This is a genomic window from Desulfarculaceae bacterium, from assembly GCA_020444545.1.
Classification (GTDB): domain Bacteria; phylum Desulfobacterota; class Desulfarculia; order Desulfarculales; family Desulfarculaceae; genus Desulfoferula.
Window position 1 is genome coordinate 615,683 of the sequence record JAHLKT010000003.1, and the last position, 20,279, is coordinate 635,961.

The 20,279-nt window shown below is 66.1% G+C and carries 18 protein-coding genes and 1 tRNA gene; 17 read left to right on the top strand and 2 right to left on the bottom strand.

What is annotated here, in order from left to right; all coding sequences use genetic code 11:
- Positions 1-78 precede the first annotated feature (78 nt).
- The 5 genes from KQH53_11340 (at position 79) to KQH53_11360 (ending at position 5,662) form a co-directional block, all read left to right on the top strand.
- Positions 79-330 carry a glutaredoxin family protein gene (locus tag KQH53_11340; protein MCB2227261.1) on the top strand — a complete coding sequence of 84 codons (252 nt, stop codon included), beginning with the start codon at positions 79-81 and terminating at the stop codon, positions 328-330.
- Positions 327-1,268 carry a 4-hydroxythreonine-4-phosphate dehydrogenase PdxA gene (pdxA, locus tag KQH53_11345; protein ID MCB2227262.1) on the top strand — a complete coding sequence of 314 codons (942 nt, stop codon included), beginning with the start codon at positions 327-329 and terminating at the stop codon, positions 1,266-1,268. The genes KQH53_11340 and pdxA overlap by 4 nt, the downstream gene beginning before the upstream one ends.
- Before the next feature lie 9 nt (positions 1,269-1,277).
- The gene (locus tag KQH53_11350; GenBank protein ID MCB2227263.1) at positions 1,278-1,784 is read left to right on the top strand and encodes a hypothetical protein; all 507 of its coding nucleotides are present in this window, start codon (positions 1,278-1,280) and stop codon (positions 1,782-1,784) included.
- A 279-nt stretch (positions 1,785-2,063) separates the two neighbouring features.
- Positions 2,064-4,901: an excinuclease ABC subunit UvrA gene (gene uvrA, locus KQH53_11355; protein MCB2227264.1), complete on the top strand. Its 2,838-nt coding sequence runs from the start codon at positions 2,064-2,066 to the stop codon at positions 4,899-4,901.
- Between the two features lie 56 nt (positions 4,902-4,957).
- Positions 4,958-5,662: a glycosyltransferase family 2 protein gene (locus KQH53_11360; protein MCB2227265.1), complete on the top strand. Its 705-nt coding sequence runs from the start codon at positions 4,958-4,960 to the stop codon at positions 5,660-5,662.
- 196 nt (positions 5,663-5,858) lie between these two features.
- Here the strand turns inward: KQH53_11360 and KQH53_11365 are convergent, their stop codons facing one another.
- Positions 5,859-6,158, bottom strand: coding sequence for a hypothetical protein (locus tag KQH53_11365; protein ID MCB2227266.1), 300 nt, complete (start codon positions 6,156-6,158; stop codon positions 5,859-5,861).
- A 151-nt stretch (positions 6,159-6,309) separates the two neighbouring features.
- Here KQH53_11365 and KQH53_11370 point away from each other — a divergent pair, with 151 nt between their 5' ends.
- The 12 genes from KQH53_11370 to KQH53_11425 all read left to right on the top strand — a co-directional run bounded on the left by KQH53_11370 (position 6,310) and on the right by KQH53_11425 (position 19,300).
- The gene (locus KQH53_11370) at positions 6,310-7,011 is read left to right on the top strand and encodes a DUF116 domain-containing protein (protein ID MCB2227267.1); all 702 of its coding nucleotides are present in this window, start codon (positions 6,310-6,312) and stop codon (positions 7,009-7,011) included.
- 99 nt (positions 7,012-7,110) lie between these two features.
- A complete protein-coding gene (locus KQH53_11375; GenBank protein ID MCB2227268.1) occupies positions 7,111-7,395 on the top strand; it encodes a hypothetical protein in 285 nt (94 codons plus the stop codon).
- Between the two features lie 267 nt (positions 7,396-7,662).
- A complete protein-coding gene (locus KQH53_11380) occupies positions 7,663-8,199 on the top strand; it encodes a HEAT repeat domain-containing protein (GenBank protein ID MCB2227269.1) in 537 nt (178 codons plus the stop codon).
- A gap of 205 nt (positions 8,200-8,404) precedes the next feature.
- Positions 8,405-8,872, top strand: coding sequence for a hypothetical protein (locus KQH53_11385; GenBank protein ID MCB2227270.1), 468 nt, complete (start codon positions 8,405-8,407; stop codon positions 8,870-8,872).
- Positions 8,873-9,178: 306 nt separating this feature from the next.
- Positions 9,179-12,289 (top strand): glycosyltransferase family 39 protein, encoded by a 3,111-nt coding sequence (locus KQH53_11390; GenBank protein MCB2227271.1) that lies wholly within the window; start codon positions 9,179-9,181, stop codon positions 12,287-12,289.
- Positions 12,290-12,300: 11 nt separating this feature from the next.
- On the top strand, positions 12,301-12,483 hold the full coding sequence (locus tag KQH53_11395) for a hypothetical protein (protein MCB2227272.1): 183 nt from the start codon (positions 12,301-12,303) through the stop codon (positions 12,481-12,483).
- 97 nt (positions 12,484-12,580) lie between these two features.
- Entirely contained in the window at positions 12,581-13,747 is a 1,167-nt protein-coding gene (locus tag KQH53_11400; GenBank protein MCB2227273.1) for an aminotransferase class I/II-fold pyridoxal phosphate-dependent enzyme, read from the top strand.
- Between the two features lie 382 nt (positions 13,748-14,129).
- Positions 14,130-14,795 carry a PEP-CTERM sorting domain-containing protein gene (locus KQH53_11405; protein ID MCB2227274.1) on the top strand — a complete coding sequence of 222 codons (666 nt, stop codon included), beginning with the start codon at positions 14,130-14,132 and terminating at the stop codon, positions 14,793-14,795.
- A gap of 491 nt (positions 14,796-15,286) precedes the next feature.
- Positions 15,287-16,747: a helix-turn-helix domain-containing protein gene (locus tag KQH53_11410; GenBank protein MCB2227275.1), complete on the top strand. Its 1,461-nt coding sequence runs from the start codon at positions 15,287-15,289 to the stop codon at positions 16,745-16,747.
- Positions 16,748-16,825: 78 nt separating this feature from the next.
- Positions 16,826-16,919, top strand: a tRNA-Ser gene (locus KQH53_11415).
- A gap of 169 nt (positions 16,920-17,088) precedes the next feature.
- Positions 17,089-17,541, top strand: a complete 453-nt coding sequence (locus KQH53_11420; GenBank protein ID MCB2227276.1) for a GNAT family N-acetyltransferase — start codon at positions 17,089-17,091, stop codon at positions 17,539-17,541.
- A gap of 154 nt (positions 17,542-17,695) precedes the next feature.
- Entirely contained in the window at positions 17,696-19,300 is a 1,605-nt protein-coding gene (locus tag KQH53_11425; protein ID MCB2227277.1) for an ATP-binding protein, read from the top strand.
- A 294-nt stretch (positions 19,301-19,594) separates the two neighbouring features.
- Here the strand turns inward: KQH53_11425 and KQH53_11430 are convergent, their stop codons facing one another.
- The gene (locus KQH53_11430; GenBank protein ID MCB2227278.1) at positions 19,595-20,197 is read right to left on the bottom strand and encodes a hypothetical protein; all 603 of its coding nucleotides are present in this window, start codon (positions 20,195-20,197) and stop codon (positions 19,595-19,597) included.
- Positions 20,198-20,279 lie beyond the last annotated feature (82 nt).

Sequence of the window (20,279 nt, forward strand, 5' to 3'; positions counted from 1 at the left end):
GGTTTGCCTCTTCGCGTTGACCACCACCCAGGGCGGCGCTAAGATTTAAGTTTGCTTGCCAAAACGAGGAGGCGACCCATGGGGGCCACCCGAGCGGTGACCATTTTCAAGACCCCGGCCTGCGGGCGCTGCCGCGCGGCCAAGGAGTTCTTCGCGGCGCGGGGCTTCGCGGTGGAGGAGGTGGACGTGACCGCCTCCATCAGCGCCAAACGGCGCATGGCCCGCCTGGCCCCCGGAGCGCGGGTGGTGCCGGTTATCGCCTTTGAGGAAGAGATCGAGGTGGGCTGGCGGCCCGATTACTGGAAGAAGCGCCTGGGAGAGAGCACATGACCCCGAGGATCGCGGTGACCCTAGGAGACCCGGCCGGGGTGGGGCCGGAGATCGTGGCCCGCCTGTGCCACGATATATCCATCCGGGAGCAGGCCGAGTTGGTGGTGGTGGGCCAGGAGGAACTGCTGGCCGCCGGAGCCCGCGCCTGCGGCCTGTCCCTGCCCGTGGTGGAGATCGTGGAGACCGGCGAGCCCGTGGAGATAACCCCGGGCCAACCCAGCGCGGCCAGCGGCCGTTTGGCCGGGGCATTCGTGGAACGGGCCCTGGAACTGGTGCAGAGCGGCCAGGCCGACGCCATGGCCACCGCGCCCATCAGCAAGGAGGCGCTCCAGGCGGCGGGCTACCCGGACACCGGGCACACCACCCTCCTGGCCCGCAAGACGGGCACCGAGCGCCCGGTGATGATGCTGGCCGGAGACAAGCTCAAGGTGGTGCTGGTCACCATCCACAAGGCCTTGCGCGAGGTGCCGGGCCTCATCACCCGCAAGGCCATCCTGCACACCGCTCTGATCACCGACCAAGCCTTCCGCGAGCAGCTGGGGGTGCCCCTGCCCCGTTTGGCGGTGTGCGGCCTGAACCCCCACGCCGGGGAGGGCGGCATCTTCGGGGACGAGGAAAAGGCCATCATCGGCCCGGCGGTGGAGGAGCTCAAGGCGGCGGGGGTGGACGCCGTTGGCCCCCTGCCCCCGGACACCGTGTTCTGGCGGGCGGCCCAGGGCGAGTTCGACGTGGTGGTGTGCATGTATCACGACCAGGGGCTCATCCCGCTCAAGCTGTTGCACTTTGACGACGGGGTGAACGTGAGCCTAGGCCTGCCCATCATCCGCACCAGCGTGGACCACGGCACGGCCTACGACCTGGCCGGCACCGGCAAGGCCAACCCGGCCTCCATGATCGCGGCGGTGAAGATGGCCGCCCGGATGGCGGGGGGTGAGTAAAGGATAAGGATGGCTGGCAAGAGAGACCAGAGGAATGCGTGCGAACCGTTCGGGCTATTTAACTATGCAAAGTGCTTTCTTGATGCAGCCTGCTCTCTTTACAAGGAAATTGGTAGCACAAATCCGACACATACCGCCCCTATTTACTATCTATCCTCTCATTCAATTGAATTAGTGGTTAAAGCCTATTTAATGGCCCATGGCCGCGATTTGAACGAGTTAAAAAAGAAACCCTATGGCCATGATTTGTGCAGACTATATTGCGAAGCATGTAATTATGGGCTACCCCGCCAACTTAGAAAAACAGGAAGCAAACCATATATGATTGCAGCAATCATTGAGCTTACAAACAAATACTATCATGGCAAAGAATTTGAATATTTATTTACCGGCTTCAAGAGCTTACCGAAACTGGATGCACTAATTCAATGCGCAAAAGGCCTGTTAACTGCTGTTTACCCGGTTTGTTTGTCGCACATGAAAAGTACCAAGTTAAGTAGAGACACCTATGCTTAAGAACATCACCATCCGAGGCGTTTTGCGGGAAAGGGAAGATTGCCACGGCGCGGCGGGAGGAGCCGCTTTATCTTTCCCAACCTTCTTGCCGCCGCGCCTCGCAATGACGACTGTTTCTGTATTGGCGGCTGGATGGAACGCAGGCAAGGGACAGGGGACGCGGCGCGGGAGGAGCGCCGCCTAACCGGCTCTAATCCTCTTGCAGCCACGCCGCCCAACGACTACTATACTATTGTATCGGTTTGATGGGGCCAGGGGGTTTACTCAGGAAAGCAGCGAATGCTTAAGAACATCACCGTCCGGGGCGCCCGGCAGCACAACCTGAAGAACATCGATGTGACCATCCCGCGCGACAAGCTGGTGGTCATCACCGGCCTGTCCGGCTCGGGCAAGTCCACCCTGGCCTTTGACACCATCTACGCCGAGGGCCAGCGCCGCTACGTGGAGTCGCTGAGCGCCTATGCCCGCCAGTTTTTGGAGCGCATGGACAAGCCGGACGTGGAGTCCATCGAGGGCCTGAGCCCGGCCATCGCCATCGAGCAGAAGACCACCTCCAAGAACCCCCGCTCCACCGTGGCCACGGTCACCGAGATCTACGACTATTTGCGCCTCTTGTACGCCCGCGCGGGCACGCCCCACTGCCCCTCCTGCGGCCGGGTGATCCGCTCGCGCTCACCCCAGGAGATCGTGGACCAGCTTACCGGCCTGGGCGACAAGGTCCGCCTTACCCTGCTGGCCCCGGTGATCACCCAGCGCAAGGGCGAGCACAAGGCAGTGTTCGCGCGGCTGATGAAAGACGGCTTCGTGCGGGCGCGGGTGGACGGCGAGCTGGTCGAGCTGGCCGAGGCCCCGGAGCTGGAGAAAAACAAGAAGCACAACATCGAGGTGGTCATCGACCGGGTGGTGATCAAGGAGGGCGTCAGCCGCCGCCTCACCGACAGTGTGGAGCTGGCGCTCCGCATGGGCGAAGGGGTGCTCATCGCCTGGGTGCACGGCGCGGACGGCGAGCCGGACCGCGAGGAGCTGTTCTCCGAGCGCCTGGCTTGCGACCAGTGCGGCATCTCCCTGCCCGAGCTCCAGCCGCAGGTGTTCTCCTTCAACTCGCCCCAGGGCGCCTGCCCCACCTGCGACGGCCTGGGCACCAAGATCTTCTTCGACCCCGAGCTGGTGGTGCCCAACCCGGCGCTCAGCCTGCGCGAAGGAGCCCTGGCTCCCTGGGCGGACAGCGACAGCGTGTACCGCTTCCAGACCCTGGACGCCCTGGCCAAGCATCTGGGCTTCGACCTCTACACCCCGTGGCAAGACCTGCCCGAACAGGTGCAGCAGGCACTCCTCTACGGCACCGAGGACGAGGTCTCTTTCTATCTGGAGCGCGGCGAGCGGCGGCACTTCTTCAAGCGCCCCTGGGAGGGCATGGTCAATACCCTGGAGCGGCGCTACCACGAGACCGACTCCGCCCGCATACGCGACGACCTGGGCCGCTACATGAACGCCCAGCCCTGCCCGGACTGCGGCGGCTCCCGCCTGCGCAACACCTCCCTGGCCGTGACCATCGGGGGCATGAACATCTTCGACTTCACCCGCCTGTCGGTGGCCGCGGCGCTGAAGTTCGTTAAGGGCCTGGAGCTGGGCTCGCGCGAGGCGATCATCGCCGAGAAAGTCTTGCAGGAGATCCAGCAGCGCCTGGGCTTCATGGCCGACGTGGGCCTGGACTACCTTACTTTGGAGCGCACCAGCGCCACCCTGAGCGGCGGCGAGGGCCAGCGCATCCGCCTGGCCACCCAGATCGGCTCGGCCCTGGTGGGGGTGCTCTACGTCTTGGACGAGCCCTCCATCGGCCTGCACCAGCGGGACAACCGGCGGCTGTTGAACACCCTCAAGCGCATGCGCGACCTGGGCAACACCGTATTGGTGGTGGAGCACGACGAGGACACCATCCGCGCGGCGGACACGGTTATCGACATGGGCCCCGGCGCGGGCCGCCATGGCGGGGAGGTGGTGTTCTCCGGCACGCCCAAGGCCATGCTCAAGAGCCGCAAATCCCTCACCGGCCAGTACCTGAGCGGCAAGAAGTTCATCCCCCTGCCGGACAAGCGCCGCAGCAACGGCCGGGGGGCCATCGAGCTGATCGGCTGCGCCGAGCACAACCTCAAGGAAATCGACGTCAAGATTCCGGTGGGTCTGTTCACCTGCGTCACCGGGGTCTCGGGCTCGGGCAAGTCCTCGCTGGTCATCGACACGCTCTACCGCGCCCTGGCCCAGCGGCTCTACCGCTCCAAGGAGCGGGCGGGCAGCCACAAGGACATCAAGGGCCTGGACAAGCTGGACAAGGTCATCGACATCGACCAGAGCCCCATCGGCCGCACCCCGCGCTCCAACCCGGCCACCTACACCGGGGTCTTCACCCCCATCCGCGAGCTTTTCGCCCAGACCGCCGAGAGCCGCGCCCGGGGCTATCAGCCGGGGCGCTTCTCCTTCAACGTGCGCGGCGGCCGCTGCCCGGCCTGCGAGGGCGACGGCATCATCAAGATCGAGATGCACTTTTTGCCCGACGTGTACGTGACCTGCGAGGTGTGCCACGGCGCGCGCTACAACCGCGACACCCTGGAGATCACCTACAAGGGCGCCACCATCGCCGACGTCTTGAACATGACCTGCAACCAGGCCCTGGAGTTCTTCGCCAACGTGCCGGCCATTAGAGCCAAGCTCCAGACCCTGGTGGACGTGGGCCTGGGCTACATCCGCCTGGGCCAGAGCGCCACCACCCTGAGCGGCGGCGAGGCCCAGCGGGTGAAGCTCAGCCGCGAGCTGGGCAAGCGGGCCACGGGCCGGACGCTCTACATCCTGGACGAGCCCACCACGGGCCTGCACTTCGAGGACATCAAGAAGCTCCTTGGCGTGTTGGAGCGGCTGGTGGAGATGGGCAACACCGTGGTGGTCATCGAGCACAACCTTGAGGTGATCAAAACCGCGGACCACATCATCGACCTGGGCCCCGAGGGCGGCGACAAGGGCGGCACCGTGGTGGCCCAGGGTACGCCGGAGGAGGTGGCCAAGGTCGCCAAGAGCTTCACCGGCAAGTACCTCAAAAAGGTGCTGGCCGGGCGCAAAGCTTGACAGGGGGCGGCCGGGCGGTGCTTACTGGCGGGGATGTTTCGCTCGCCAGGGGGTCCATGCTCGACTACAGCGTCTTCATACCGGTCTACAACGAAGAGGCCATCCTGGAAGGCAACACCCGCCGCCTGGTGGATTACCTTCGCGGGCTGGGCCACCCCTTCGAGCTGATCATCGGCTCCAACGGCAGCGACGACAACACCGTGGCCATCGGCGAGGCCCTGGCCGGGGAGCTGCCCGAACTGGTGTTCTTCCACCTTTCCGCCAAAGGCCCGGGCTTCGCCTTTGCCCAGGCCATCCGGCTCTTCAAGGGCCGGGCCCTGATCACCATGGACATGGATTTGGCCGTGGACCTGGAATTCATGCCCCAGGCCCTGGAGCTTTTGGCCGAGAATCAGGTGGTGGTGGGCTCCAAGCGCCAGGGCCGCCAAGAGCGCAGCCTGACCCGCATCCTGGGCAGCGGCCTGTTCATCAGCGCGGCGCGGGTGCTTCTGGACCTTCCCTTTCAGGACTACTCCCTGGGGGCCAAGGGCTTCGCCCGGCCGGTATTGGAGCGCTTCGCCGGGGCGGTGGACGGCCACACCTCCTATATCACCAACCTCATGTTCTGCGCCCGGCGGGCCGGGCTGCCCATGGTGGAGCTGGCCGTGAGCTGCTCGGACAACCGGGCCAGCCGCTTCAACCTGGGCCACGAGGCGGCCTATCGCCTGGCCTGGGCCCTGCGTCTCTTCTGGCGCGGCCGCATCCTGGGCCGCTACCCCTAGTAGCTTTTCCTAAAAAACCGGCCGCCTGGTAAGATCAAGGGGCAAGGAGGCTGCCCCGAGATGAAACAGGCCTGGTCCAAATATTGGTGGGTGCTGGTGGTGGCGGCGGTGCTGGCCGGCTGGTACAGCGGGGTGCTGCCCCTGCCGGTTTGAGTATCCTCGGTGTGCGGGCTCCCCGGCGGGGCGCCTCAATAACCTACTCGAAGCTCTGGGAGGATCTGAATTCCTCTCCAATGGCCGGGGCCTGCTTGGGGTCCTGGGCCCGCTCCAGGGCCTTTTTCTTGGCCTGGTTGGCCTTTAGCTTGCGCAGATGCTCCTTGAGGCGGATCACCTCGGGGTGGTCGCCGCGGTAAATGATGCTCAGGCCGTCCAGCTGCTTCTGGATGTCCTCCACGCTGTTGGGCTCGTTGGGCCCCGCGGCCAGGGCCGGGGCGGCCGCGGCCAGCAGGCCCAGGGCCATCAGACAGGCCAGAATATAGACGCGCGGGCCGGGCAAGGCCGCCTCCGTTGGGGGGTTAACGCGCGGCAAACCGGCAACGCCGCGCCCTGGGTTTCAAACTAGCACGCCATGGCCCCCCGGGCCAGCCCGAGCTTTTAGCCGGGATTTCCCTTGTGGGCCCGCCGCCCATCTGTCAAGATTCAGCCTCATGGACCTAAATTCCCACTGGCCGTGGCTTGCCGTGGGCCTGCCCCTGGCCGTATTGGTGCTGGCCCTGTCGCCGCTGATCATGGGCCGCCTCCTGGCTCCCCGCTTCACCTTGGCCCTGTTCCGCCGCTTCGGCTGGGCCCTGGCCGGGCTCCTGGGCCGCTTGCGCCCGGAGCTGGACCTGCGCCTCATGGTGCGGGCGGGCAACCGCTACTTCCAAAAGAAATTCGCCACCACCCCCTTTGCCCGGCGGGCCCTGTTTTTGCCCTTCTGCCTCAGGCCCCTGGACTGCCCCGCCGGGGTGGACCCGGAGCTGGGCCTGCTCTGCGCGGGCGGCTGCCCGGAGTGCGAGCTGGGCCGGGTGCGGGCCGAGGCCCTGGAGTTGGGCTACGCCGCGGTCTACGTGGTGCCCTCCTCGCGCATCATGCGTGGGAAAGGCCTTCTGCCCTCGGACCAGTTCATCAAGAAGAAAATAAAAGATAACGGCTTCGGCGCGGCCCTGGGGGTCACCTGCCCCTGGCATTTGCGCAACCGCCTCCTGGCCCGCTACACCCTGAAAAACGGCCAGACCACCTCCCTGGGCGAGAGCGGCGGCACCATGAACTCGGCCTTGCGCGGGGTGCTCATGGACCGCCAAAACTGCCGCTGCGGCGTGGTCAACTGGGCCACGGTGCGCCGCTCCCTGCGCCTCACCCACGGCTAAAGCCCCAATCCCCCCATCGCGTTTCCCTTTGCCCCCCGGCCCCGTGCTAGCATTATTGACATAGGCTATCGTTTCTCTCTCCAAGTCCGGAGGATTCCCATGGCCGTTTATCCAGAGACCCTGAACCCCGAGCGCCTCACCGACCGCCAGGGCGTGGAGCTGTGGCGGCGCACCATCCAGGTGGGCGAAGGCAAAGTGGTGCTCCTGGGCGCCCATCACGAGGTGGAAGACCCCGAGCAGGGCCAGGTGGTCGAGGCCAGCGTCACCGTGACCAGTTATTGCTGCCCCCGCTGCCTGCCGGTGAGCAGCGTGGTCATTTTCAATGACACCGGGCCCGGCGCCATCGACAAGGTGAAAGCCATGGAGTCCGGCCTGAGCCTCTAGCCCACAGGCCCCTTCCCGCCTGGCCTTTGGGGGTTTCCGCCCCCCGCGCCCCGGTGCCTTCCGGGGCTATATCCTGTTTTTCCTAATTAATTGGCGCACCTCAAATTAGGGTGCTCGCCCCCCCTCATTTGGGTCGTGTCCCTCATTTACCCTTTGCCCTTCTTCTGGTTAATTAAAACTCAAGACAGCGTGATTACTCAGCGTGGTAGGAAGACCCCCGTCAGAGATGACTAAATGAGGGCTTCAAGCCCAGTAAGGATAGAGAGAATGAGAACCAGAAGCATAAAGATAATGGCCCTGACAGCGCTGATGGGCCTGTGCCTGGCCGCCGCTCCGGCGATGGCCGCCCAAGACGTTCCCCAGTACCTCCAGAACAAGGTCAACAAGACTTTGGCCCAGGCCGGTCAGCAGCCCTTGGCCGCGGTGAACGGCGAGACCCTGGTGGCCCTGCTGGACAGCCCGGACGCCAAGGTGCGTTACGTGGCCGTGTACACCCTGGGCGACATCCGCGAGACCAAGGCGGTGCAGCCCCTGGTGGCCATGCTCACCAGCCCGGACCCCAACCTGCGGCGCATGAGCGCCCACGCCCTGGGCAAGATCGGTAGCCCCGCGGCCTCCACGGCCCTGGCCTACGTGATCAACACCATTGACGAGCAGAGCCTGATCCGCCACGAGGCCGGCAAGGCCCTGTCCCGCATCCCCGGCGGCAAGGCCACCCGGCTGCTGATGGCCGCCCACTGCACCGACTGCCCCCTGGTGCACCGCACCGTGCAGGTCGCGCTGGCCGGCCGTTGCGTCAAGTAACCCCCTAAGCCCCCTCCCCCTCCCGCTTTACCCCGGCGGGACGGGTCAAGGGAGGTCATCCATCGCCCGGTGGATGGCCTCCCTTCTTTTTTTTCCGCGGCCTCGCCGCTCCCGGTTATATTAGTAGCTAGCGTTGCCCTGCCTCGGGCAGCGGCGACAGCCCCCTCCTGGAGCCGCGCCACAAGCCAAGGAGAGCCGCCGCGTCATGCACCGTCTCTTTTGGATGCTACTCGTCTGCCTGCCCGCCCTGCTGCTGGGCCCCTCCCCGGCCGGGGCCGCCCCGCCGCGCCCCTTTGTGGGCATCAACGCCGAGGTGACCGTGGTCTCGGGGAAAAAGCTGCCCCTCAAAGGCCTGTGCGTGGCCGAGCGCTGCGCCATCTGCCGCGATCTGGCCGCCGCCGGGGCCTGCCGCAATCCGGGCTTCGAGATCAAGTACATGGAATCAGACACCTTCCTGCCCTTGGACCGGGTGCAGGCCCTGGAGTTCCACGGCCGGGCCCGGGGCAGCGTGAACTACTACCACGCCTCGGTGACCATCTGGGGCGGCAGGAAGTTCATGGCCAAGGTGCTGGTGCAAAAGCAGGTCCTGCCCGTGATCATGTGCGGGCTCAACGACATCGGCACCGTCTCCTGCCTGCCCCTGGGTAAGATCAAATCTTTCGTGGTCCGCTAGCCCGCATTTTTCATGAGGGTTGGGTGGCCTTGAACAGTCGGCCAATGTTCTTGTGATCGTTATGAAACAAGCTCCTACTCTGCCAGGGCACGGTTTGAACCCTCGCCCGGCACAGCCAGCCGCCGGCGGACAAGGCGTCTGGCAAGCGAGGGCCGCGGGCGTAGCCAGAGCTACGTCGAGGCCCGAGCGCAGCCAGCAACACCGTATGCCGGTGGCTGGCGCGGCCGGACACACGGCCCTTGTGAAATATGCGGGCTGACTCAAGCGAAAGGACAACACCCGGCGGTATGTGCTATTAAAAGGCTAATGAGCCTTCGTCTGCCATACCCGCGCCCGGGCCTTTCCGGGGCGTCTCCCCGGGCGGCCCTGGAGGCGGGCATCGCCGCCGGGGCCCTCCTGGGCCTCAAGAGCCAGCTATACTTCCTTTCGGTCGACGGCTGGTCCTGGGCCGTTACCCGCCTGCTGGCCGGGCTTTTGGCCGGGGGCCTGGCCGGGGGTCTCATCGCCTGGGCCTGGGGCCTGGTGGCCGGGCCCCGCGAGGAGCGCCCCGCCCTGGGCATGCACCGGGCCGCCTGGGCCTTGTTGGGCCTTTGCCCCTTCCTGTGGCTGAACTGGGAGGCGCTGGCCGCCTGGCCTTTGCTCTGGCTGCTGCCCCTGCTGCTCTTGGGGCTCATGCTGGCCCCGGCCATGGCGGTGTGGGCCACGGGCTGGGCCCTGGCCGCCCTGGTTCCCTCGGTGATGCTCTTCTGGGACTCCCTGGGCACCGGCTCGCCGGCCTGGCTGCTGGTCACCGCCGCCCTGGGGGTGCTCTACTTCCTGGCCCTGGGCCGCCGCCTGTGCCTGGAGCCCGAGGACGAACGCCCGGCCCCGCCCTGGGTGGGCCTGGCCCTGGCGGGCATCCTGGTCCTGGGCCTGGGCCTGCGCCTTGCCGGGCTGGACCATGCCTGGCCCTTTTACGTGGCCCACGTGGACGCGCCCAAGCAGCTCAGCCTGCTGCCCGCTTTCCTGCGCGGCGAGCTGGTGCCGCCCATCCAATATCCCCTGTCCCATGTCTATCTTTATGCCGCCCTGCAAAGCCTGATCAAATGGCTGAGCGGGCCGGGACAGGGCTTGCAGCAGTGGGCCCTGGGCCAGCAGGGCTGGCTGGCCTATGTCTTGGTGGCGCGGGGGCTCCAGGCCGTGTTGGGCGCAGTGGTGCCCCTGATGGCCTTCCTGGCCGCGCGGCGGCTCTGGGGGGTGGGCGCGGGGCTTATCGCCGGGTTCCTCCTGGCGGTGGACCCGCTGCATATCACCTATTCCCGGCAGCTTATGAGCGACGTGCCCCAGACGCTGTGGGTCTGGATCGCCTTTTTCTTCGCCGCGCGCATCCTCACCGGGGGCCGCTGGTGGGACTACCTCTTTGCCGGGCTCTTCGCCGGGGCGGCGGTGGCGGCCAAGATTTACGGCGGCTACGTCATCCTGGTGGTGCTGGTGGCCTGGGCCCTGGCCCGCCCCTGGCCCGGCCTGGCCCCGCTGGTGGTGCTCGCGGCCTCCATGATCGCGGGATGTTTGCTCTTTTCGCCCCTGTTCTGGCTGGAGCCCGCCCGTTGGTGGCATGACCTCTGGCTGGTGGTGTCCAAGGCCGCCCCACGCAAGTACCTGACCTCATCCACCCTGGGCCTGTGGTACGCGCTCAAGGCCCTGATCCGCCGCATGGATATGGTGTGGGTGGCCCTGGCCGGGGCGGGGTTCATCTTCCTGGGCATCCGTCTGGGCATCCGCCACCGCCGGGGCGACCTCTTGGCCCTGCTGGGCGCGCTGATCTCCCTGGCCATCGTGGGGGTGCGCCTGTCCTACTTGCGCGAGTGGGACCTGGTTAACCTGACCCCCTTCCTGTCCCTGGGCATTGCCGCGCTTTTGGCGGCCATTCTGGAGTGGCTCAAGCGCCCCCTCTGGCGGCGCACCGCAGTGGTTCTGGTCGCTATTTTCCTGGCGGCGCAAGGGGTTGGGGCCCTGGGCGACGCCTGGCTGGCCCGCCTGCCCGATACCGGCCAGATGGCCCGGCGCTGGGTGGCCCACGTGTTGGCCCCGGGCCAGCTCATGGCCGGGCAATACCCGGTGAGCAAGGGCCGCTGGCTCACCCCGGACATCTATCTGCGCTCCCACAAATGGGATTTGCGCAAGGAGCTGGCCCAGGGCGCCCTGGAGCGCTCGTCCGATCTGGGCCTGTTGGTGGTGGAGCGCTTCTGGTGGGACAACCTCTTGCCCCAGCGCGGCCTGCGCCCCTTGCAGCGCTTCGCCTCGCGCAACTATTACTGGGAGAACCCGGACATCGGCATCTACCTGCCGGCGGTGCCCGACTACGCCAGCCGGATCCTGCTGCCCCACGTTCGGGCGACCCTGCCCGGTCCGGCCTATCTCTACACCCCCTGGTCGCTCTCCCGGCCCCGCGACCTGCTGATCGGCGACCGCTTCCCCGACAGCCTGGGCTACCGCGAGTCGCAGTGGTTCATCACCGATAAGCCATTGAACGGCCTTACCTTTGCCGCCCTTGGCCGGGGGAGGGCCCGTTTGTTCTCCGCCCCGGAGATCGGCACGCCCCTGGACCTGGCCTGGGACCGCGCCCAAAGCGGGCGCATCCACCCGGCCCGGCGGCTCATCCCGGCCAATCCCCGCACCTACGGGGTGGAGGCCAAGCCCCACCGCGAAGGCGCCTTCCTGTGGGTGGGGCTCTATCCCCGGCCCGAGGGGGCCCTGCCCGTGCTGCTGCGCGCGGGCGATTGGGCGGGCATGGCCCGGGTGGCCGAAAATCTGGACGCCCAGGCGCCGCCCGAGGCCCGGCTCATGGCCGCCGCCGCCCTGCTGGAGAGCGGCCAGCGCGAGGCCGCCGGCAAGGCCCTGGCCGAGCTGGCCAAGAAACATCCCGCCTTCCTGGGGGCTTACAAGACTTTGGCCACCGCGCCCGAGCAGGCGGCCTTTGACCTGGCCTTGGCCAACCTGACCACGGCCAGCCCGCCCCTGCTCTATTGGGAGCGCCTGGCCTGGCCCTACGAGGCCCGGGGATGGCCCGAGCCGGAGATAGTCAGCGACGACAAGGGGATGCGCCTCACCCTGCCCCAGCCCTTCCTGCCCGGGCGGGTGCGCCTGCATGTGGAGCTGGCCGCGCCCCTGGCCGCGGCGGGCCGCCTGAAGGTGACCGCCTCCGGCTGGGACCACCGGGCCGCGCTGGCCTCCGAGGAGCTGGCCGCGGGCGCCCGCCGGGTGGAGCTGAGCCTGGAGCTAAAGCAAGGCCCCCTGAACCTGACCCTGGAGCTGGCCGCGCCGGGCGGGGAGATCAAGCGCCTCATGATCGAGCCCGACCTCAGGGCCGAGTTCGCCTGGCGCTGGCAGGTGCTCTCCACCCGCCTGAGCGCCCTGGCCGCCTGGCCCGCCCCATGAAGGAGCCCGCCATGCCCCAAGACGACCTGCGCGCCGAGGTGGCCCGCCTGCAAAAGCAGGCCCAGGAGCTGTCGCGTATCGTAAGCGATGAGGGGCACTTCCCCGGCGCGGCCACCGCCAGGCTCATCGAGGACATGCTCAAGGTCCTGGCCGAGCTGGCCCAGCGCTGCCCCCGCATGCACGGCACTGACTGATTTTCTTGGCCAAGCGCCGGGTTTTAGGCTATTTTTACAGCTTCAACGTGAACCGGGCGGCGGCAGCGGCGCGCCGCCCGCCAGCCAGGAGCGAGCCTTGAAACCGGTAAACCACCTCACCAACCAATTCGGCGAATCGGTCATTCGCGGCATGAGCCGCGTGTGCGCCGCCAAGGGCGGCATCAACCTGGCCCAGGGCTTCCCGGACTGGGACACCCCCGAGGTGGTCAAGGAGGCGGCAATCAAGGCGATCCGCGACGGCTACAACCAGTACGCCGTGACCTGGGGCACCCCCAACCTGCGAAAAGCCATCGCCGAGCGTTGCGCGGCCTACAACGGCTTCACGGTGGACCCGGAGACCGAGATCACCGTGACCTGCGGGGCCACCGAGGGCATGATCGCCGCGCTCAAGGCCATCATCAACCCGGGCGACGAGATCATCATCTTCGAGCCGTTCTACGAGAACTACGGGCCCGACACCCTGATGAGCGCGGCCACCCCGCGCTACGTGACCCTGCACGCCCCGGACTGGAGCTTCGACCCGGACGAGCTGGCCGCCGCGTTCAACCAGCGCACCAAGGCGGTGGTGATGAACACCCCTAACAACCCGACCGGCAAGGTCTTTTCCCGCGCCGAGCTGGAGACCATCGCCGAGCTCTGCCGCAAGTGGGACGCCTACTTCATCAACGACGAGATCTACGAGTACATCCTCTACGACGATTACGAGCACATCTCGCCGGCCGCCCTGCCGGGCATGAAGGACCTGGCCATCACCGTCAACTCCATGTCCAAGACCTTCTCGGCCACCGGCTGGCGGGTGGGCTGGGTCATCGCCCCGCCGCAGGTGACCAGTGCGGTGCGCAAGGTGCACGACTTCCTCACCGTGGGCGCGGCCCATCCCCTGCAAGAGGCCTGCGCCGCAGGCCTCATGCTGCCCGAGTCGTATTATCAAGGACTTAGGGGCCTATACACCGACTGCCGCGAGCGGCTGTTCAACGCGCTGGACCAGGCGGGTTTCCGGCCCAACAAGCCCGGCGGGGCCTATTACATCATTACCCAGGTGGGCCACTTCATGGAGCGCTTCGGGTGCGTGGACGACACCGAGTTCGCCTACAAGCTCATCGATATCACCGGCGTGGCCACGGTGCCGGGATCGAGCTTCTACTCCGACCCCGCCCTGGGCCGCGAGCAGGTGCGCTTCTGTTTCTGCAAGAAAGCCGAGACCTTGGACAAGGCGGCGGCGGGGTTGATGAAGATAGCCTAGGCCCGGCTCGCCGGGAGGCTTTGGCGGCCCCTTGCTCTTCGGCTGAGCGAACTTACTCTTAGGTTAGAGTAAGGAGGAAGAGAGCCTTCGCCCGCAAAACCATCAGAATACTGATCCTGGCCTTGGGCGTTTGCCTGGTGCTGGCCGCTGGCGGGGTGGCGGTGCATTCCTGGTAAACCGCGCCCAAACAAGCGTTACAAATGACGATTCACACAGGATTGCGCCGCCGCTTCGGCCTTGGGTTACGCCTCGCTTCGCTCCAGACCAATTAATCCGCGTGATATTTCCTTGCCCTTCCCTCATTAATCCTTAACTTAATAGTAGGAATTTAACGAGGAGAGGTGCTTTCGCCTATCGCTATATAAAGGTACTGGCCCTGGCCGTGGCCATCAGCTTCGCGGCCCTTCCTGCCTGGGGCGGAAACATCGACCTGCTCGACAGCGTGTGGTCCCCGGCCACCGGCCTGAGCAGCTACACGGTCTATAACGTCTTGCCCGGCTTGGACGTGACGCTCACCGCCAGCGGCGGCGCGGGCACCCTGTGGTGGGACTCCAACAGCGGCTTCGGGGTCAAGGGCGCCACCAACGACCAGATCGACAAGAACGAATCCATCCTGGTTAGCTTCAGCCAGCCGGTGACCCTGAACAGCTTCGAGCTCTACAACCTGTACAACCGGGGGGGCTACTACGGCTACGACCCCGAGAAGGGCAAGGCCAATCTGAGCCCCGGACCCACCATCGACTTCCAGGCGGATTGGTCTCAGGTGTACGGCACGCCGGGGTACAAGCTGGTCAGCGTGGGCCTGGGCGGGGTGAACGAGGTCCTGTTCTACCCCGACAGCAGCAGCTATAGCAGCTACGGCGGCCACCACGGCGGGCATCACGGCAGCAAGCCCAACTTCTCCCTGGGCGGGCTGGACGTGAACTACGGCGGCGGTGGCGGCGCGGTGCCCGAGCCCGGCACCCTGCTGCTGGTGGGCTCGGCTCTGCTGGGCGGCGTGGGGGTGCTGCGCCGCCGGCGCGGCGTCCACTCCCACCGTGAGGCGTGAAACCGCTGACGGAGCGTCAAATATACGTCACTAATGTGACGCAGCGTCATTTTTATGGCATATTTTTGACGCCAAATCATTCCCCGGAATCACTTAGCTTTTACCCACAACGCGCCCCACGCCCGACCTCCGGGTTGGACTGAGGCGGCTTGGTTTTGACAAATCCGTGTCGCTTTGAGGCGCATCGCGGGTAAAACCGGGCCGAGGCCGGCCGCTTTGCCGGACCGGAGACCCCACCACAACTTGGTAGGCTAGACCTCCGGCGACCCAACATGTCGTGGTAGCGCCCCTCTCAAGGCTTTTCCGGCTTATGAGTTGACAAATCACGGGGTTATCATCAGAATAAGCAGCTGACTGATTTCGGAGGCCTTTTGCACGGCCTCCGCGGCCCCCCCGGCGCGGGCCCCGAGTAGCGTGAAACATCCAGCCCATGAGTTGGCACCGCTTTTGCTTGTATTATGGGCATACTGTTTCGCAGGAGTGCGCATATCGTGGTGAGTCACAAGACCAACGGAGCCAATGGCGGGCAGCCCGTCCGCCTGGACGCCTGGGTGGCAGCCAAGCACCCGCGCCTGCATCCCACGCGGCGCATGGTGCTCAAGGCGGTGGCCGCCCTGTGCTCCGACGGTGGTTGGGCCACCAGCAGCGACATCCGTGAGCGCACCGACCTGAGCCAGCAGCTACTCAACCGGCATCTCAGAGGCCTGGAATCCGAAGGCTTGATCCGCATTGAAAAGCCCGGACCCGGCCTGCCCCTGAACGTCCTGCCCACCCCCCTTGGACTGCGCCTGCTGGGCCATGCCGAGGCGCCCCGTCAGCTCCGCCCCGAACCCGAGGTGGAGCCCGAGGCACCCGCCGAGGCCGCCCAGCCTGAAACCGAGCTGACCGCCCTGGCCAAGCGCCTGTATCAGCAGTTGGAAGACCATCTGCTGGACCTGGACCGCCGCCAGATCGAGCAGCTTCTGCGCCAGACCCTGGGCAAGGCCGTGGCCGCCCCGGCCGTGGCCCCGGCTACCCCGGCCCCCGCGCCGGAACCGGAGTTGGATGAGCAGGATCTCGACTTCGGGCTGGAGCCCGAAGTGGTGGCCGAACCCGAGCCCCAACCGGAGCCCGAGCCCGTGGCGGCGGCCGTGGCCGTGCCGGAGCCCGAACTGGAGCCCCCGGCCCAGCCCCAGCCTCCCCGCCTTTCGCCGGTCGAGGCCACCCTGGAAGAGAAGCTGCTCCTAACCGCCCGCGCCGATTACCGAAACATTATCTGGTGGCAGCGCACCCGCGACCTGAGCGAGATCTGGGACCGGGCCCGACGCCGTCAATTGGGGCTGTTGAACACCTACTTCACCAGCTTCAAGCCGCGTTGGGAGTACCCTGAGTGGGAGGACTTCAACCTGGCCCGCCGCCAGGCTGATGCCCGGGGTGCTTCCTATGGAGATTGGATCGAGGCCCAGTTCGACCAGGCCACCCGCGAAGGCGTCAACGACGTGCTGCCCAGCCAGCTGCACGGCGAAAAGGCCATAAAGGCCTACACCGGCTCGGAAAGCGGCCAGATGCAACCCGCGGTGGACCTCAGCCGTCCGCCCTACGATACCCTGGACGCCTTTGACCTCAACGAGCCCTCCCACGTGTCCTATGCCAGCGCCCTGTTGGACCAGCTCAAGAACCTGTCCCGCAGCGTGTACGGCGACGACCCCCTGGGCCCGGTGAACCTGTTGGTGGAGGCGGTCCTGAGGGGCAATCTGCCCCTGGAGGCGCTCAAGCTGCAACCCGAGTACCGCACCGCGGTCCTGGTGGTCCTGCAGCGGGAGCACCCGGACTTCCTGGCCATGCAAAACGGCTTGCCCTCGCCGGCCGCCCCCGGCCGCCCGGCCTCGGCCCAGGCCCCGGCCCGGCAGGCCAGCCAGCCCAGCGGCGACGGGGTGTTGCAGACCAGCGCCAAGCCGCCTCTGCTCATTTAGCTGATTACCCCCCGGCTTTGGTTGACAGGCACCCGTCTTTCGGGTACCAATGCGTTTACGTTTTTTGGACAGCTTTGCGGAGAGATGACCGAGCTGGCCGAAGGTGCACGACTGGAAATCGTGTGTACGCCCAAAAGGTGTACCGAGGGTTCGAATCCCTCTCTCTCCGCCACATAGATTAGTCAGGGAGCCCGCCGCCACGGCAGGCTCCTTTTTTTTGCGCACCCCTCCCCGTTGACCCCGCCGCAGCCGCTGCCTTACCATTTTAATTAGATAGGCATTCCCTCCCGCGCCCGCGGGGCGCGGAGAGGCCCGGCCCACCCCCTGCCAAGGAGGGCGACATGCGCCTACCCTCTTCCTCCACCCCCGAAATCCGTTCCATGCAACCCTCGGACCTCGACCAGATCGTGGCCATCGACATCAAGGTGCTGGGCCGCCCCAGGCCCGAGTATTGGGAAACCAAGCTGGAGCTGGTGGCCAAACGCTCCCAGATGGCCGGCCTGGTGGCCGAGCTGGAGGGCCGGGTGGTGGGCTTCATCATCGGCGGGGCCAGCCGCTGGGAATACGGCATGCCCGAGAACATCGGCTGGATCGACACCATCGGGGTGGACCCGGACTTCCAGCGCCGCCACATCGCCGACACCCTCTTCGCCCGCCTGACCGCGGACTTGAAGGCCCAAGGCGTGGACTCGGTGCACACCTTCGTCAAGAAGCGCGACTGGCGTTTGCTCAAGTTTTTCCACCACCTGGGCTTCGCCGAAGGCGACATGGTCAACCTGGAGCTTGACCTCTAACCCCCTATTTCAGCATTTTTACTGGACTATTCTCTCGGGGGAAGGCTAACCTGAGGCGTTGGCGGGTTGTTCAACGCGGTCGCCCGCCGCTCTATTAAAATTTGGTCCGCCTTTGTCCCACGCGCTCCCCTCTCGCAGGAGAAAGGGCTGGTCCATGGTTGCGTCTTCGTTGGAAATCGGCCACGTCACCTCCATCAGCGGCTCCAAGGTCATGGGCGTGCTCTTGCAGCCCCAGGACTCGGGCGATGCCCGGGCCATGGCCGCCTCGGTGCAGATAGGCTCCCTGGTCAAGCTGGCCACCACGGGCTCGGTGGCCTTCGGGCTCATCAGCGGGCTCTCCATCCCCCGCCCGGCCTACCCCCTTTCCACCAATGATCTCAAGATGATGGAGATCGAACTCCTGGGCGAGGCCATGGCCGGTCCGGGCGGTCAGGTGCGCTTCCAGCGGGGGGTTTCGCTATACCCCAGCCTGGGCGCGCCCATCCTCACCGCCGGGCCCGAGGACCTGGCCGAGCTCTACACCAAGGGCAACGATTCCAACGTGCAGATCGGGGCCATCCGCCAGGAGTCCTCCCTGCCGGCCTACATCGCCACCGATGACATCTTCGGCAAGCATTTCGCGCTCTTGGGCAACAGCGGCACCGGCAAGTCCTGCGCCATCACCGCCATTTTGCGCGCCGCCCTCAACCAGCACCGCGAGGGCCACGTGGTGATCCTGGACCCCCACGACGAGTACGCCAAGGCCTTTGGCAACGCGGCCGAGGTCATCGGACCGGACAAGCTCAAGCTGCCCTACTGGCTACTCAACTCCGAGGAGATCGTCAAGGCGCTGTGCAGCCAGGAGGAGGCCCTCAAGGAAGTGGAGGCGCCAATCCTCAAGGAAGCCATCGTGGCGGCCAAGAACGAGCACCCGGACAACAAGAACCTCTACGCCAAAATCACGGTGGACACCCCGGTGCCCTACTCCCTGGCGGCCATGGTGGGCAAGCTCAAGGCGGCCATGGGCCGGCTCAACCGCCCCGAGGGCTCCCAGCCCTACTTGCGCATCATCTCCCGGGTGGAGTCCCTCCAGCGCGACCGGCGCTTCGCCTTCATGTTTAGCAGCGTCATGGGCCAGGACTACATGGAGCAGATCCTGGGGCGCATCCTCAGGATCCCGGTGGAAGGCAAGCCCGTGGCCATCATCCCCCTGTCGGGCATCCCCTCGGAGATCGTGGACGTGGTGGTCTCCCTGGTCTGCCGCCTCATCTTCGACTTCGCCCTGTGGAGCGAGCGCGCCTCGGCGGTGCCCATCCTGCTGGTCTGCGAGGAGGCCCACCGCTACGCCCCCCGCGACCCCTCCCTGGGCTTCGCGCCCACCCGCCGGGCTATCAGCCGCATCGCCAAGGAGGGGCGCAAGTACGGGGTGGGCATGGGGCTGATCACCCAGCGCCCCTCGGAAATATCCGAGGCCATCCTCAGCCAGTGCAACACCCTGTTCGCCATGCGCCTGAGCAACGACAAGGACCAGGACTTCGTGATGGCCGCCCTGCCCGAGAGCGCCCTGGGGCTCATCAAGGCCCTGCCGGCCCTGCGCACCCAAGAGGCCATAGTCACCGGCGAGGGGGTCAACTTCCCGGTGATCATCCGTTTCGCGGACCTGGACCAGGCCATCCGGCCCAAGAGCAACCTCTTGCGGGTGTCCGAAGGCTGGCGCCGCGACCCCGCCGCCGGCCTAGTGGCCCAGACCGTGGAGCGGTGGCGCAACCACGGCAATTAGTTAATTTAGCTTGTCAAAATAAGAGCTGGGCCCCACTCGGGCCCGGCTCTTGTCTATATTAGAGTGTTTACTGCGATTCAAATATTTTTGCTGGCCCCGACAGCTCGCTGTCGGGGTCGCGCAGCGACAGGAAATCCTCTTAAAGCAATCGCTCTAAGATTGACCTCTCAGCCGCGCGATGCGCTCTTCCAGCGGCGGATGCGAGGCGAACAGCCGCATCAGGCTGCGCCCCCGGCGATCTCCCTCGCCGCCCCGGCCCGCCCAGGGGGGCCGCGTCGATTTCAAAGCGGTTTTCTAAGGCAGGGGTTGGAAGGCCTTGCCGTCCCAGCGCCAGGAGCGGGTGATCTCCTTGCCCAAAGTGTTGTCATACTGCGAGGCGCTGATCACCCCGCCTTGGGCCCGGATGGCCTTGGTGCTGTTGACGTGCCCCGTCCCGGAGACGAACAAGCCCACGCCCCCGGCCAGAGGCAGCTCGCGCAGGCGGCCGCCCCAGTCCAGACCGAACATGCGGTACAGGTTGCCGTTGCAGGAGCCGTACTGCCCCAGGTTGAACTCCAAATTGCCGTCGCCGTCGTAGTCAGCGGTTACGATCTTCAACGGGGCCCAGAAAAAGATATCCTCGCCCCGGCCCAACAGCTCAACAGCCCCCCGCCGGTCCAGAAGCTCGGCCCCGCGCCACACCCTGAGCTCGAAGCTCCCTTGCCACTGATCTCCGGCCCCGCACCAGGGGTCCGCGTCGTGCACCCGCCGCCCCTCCAGCAACACCACCTCCACCCGCTCCCGGGCGCCATCGCCGTCCAGGTCGGCGCTGAGGGCGGAGATAACCTTGGCCCCCCCGGCGGCGGAGGCCAGGGGGAATAGCAGCACGAACAACAGGGATATCAACAGGCTTTTCATGGCTCTAAGTATAAAAGGGCCTGGCCCTGCGGGCAAACGGCAAGAGTTTCCTGGCGAAGTATTGACAATAACATAATGTTTT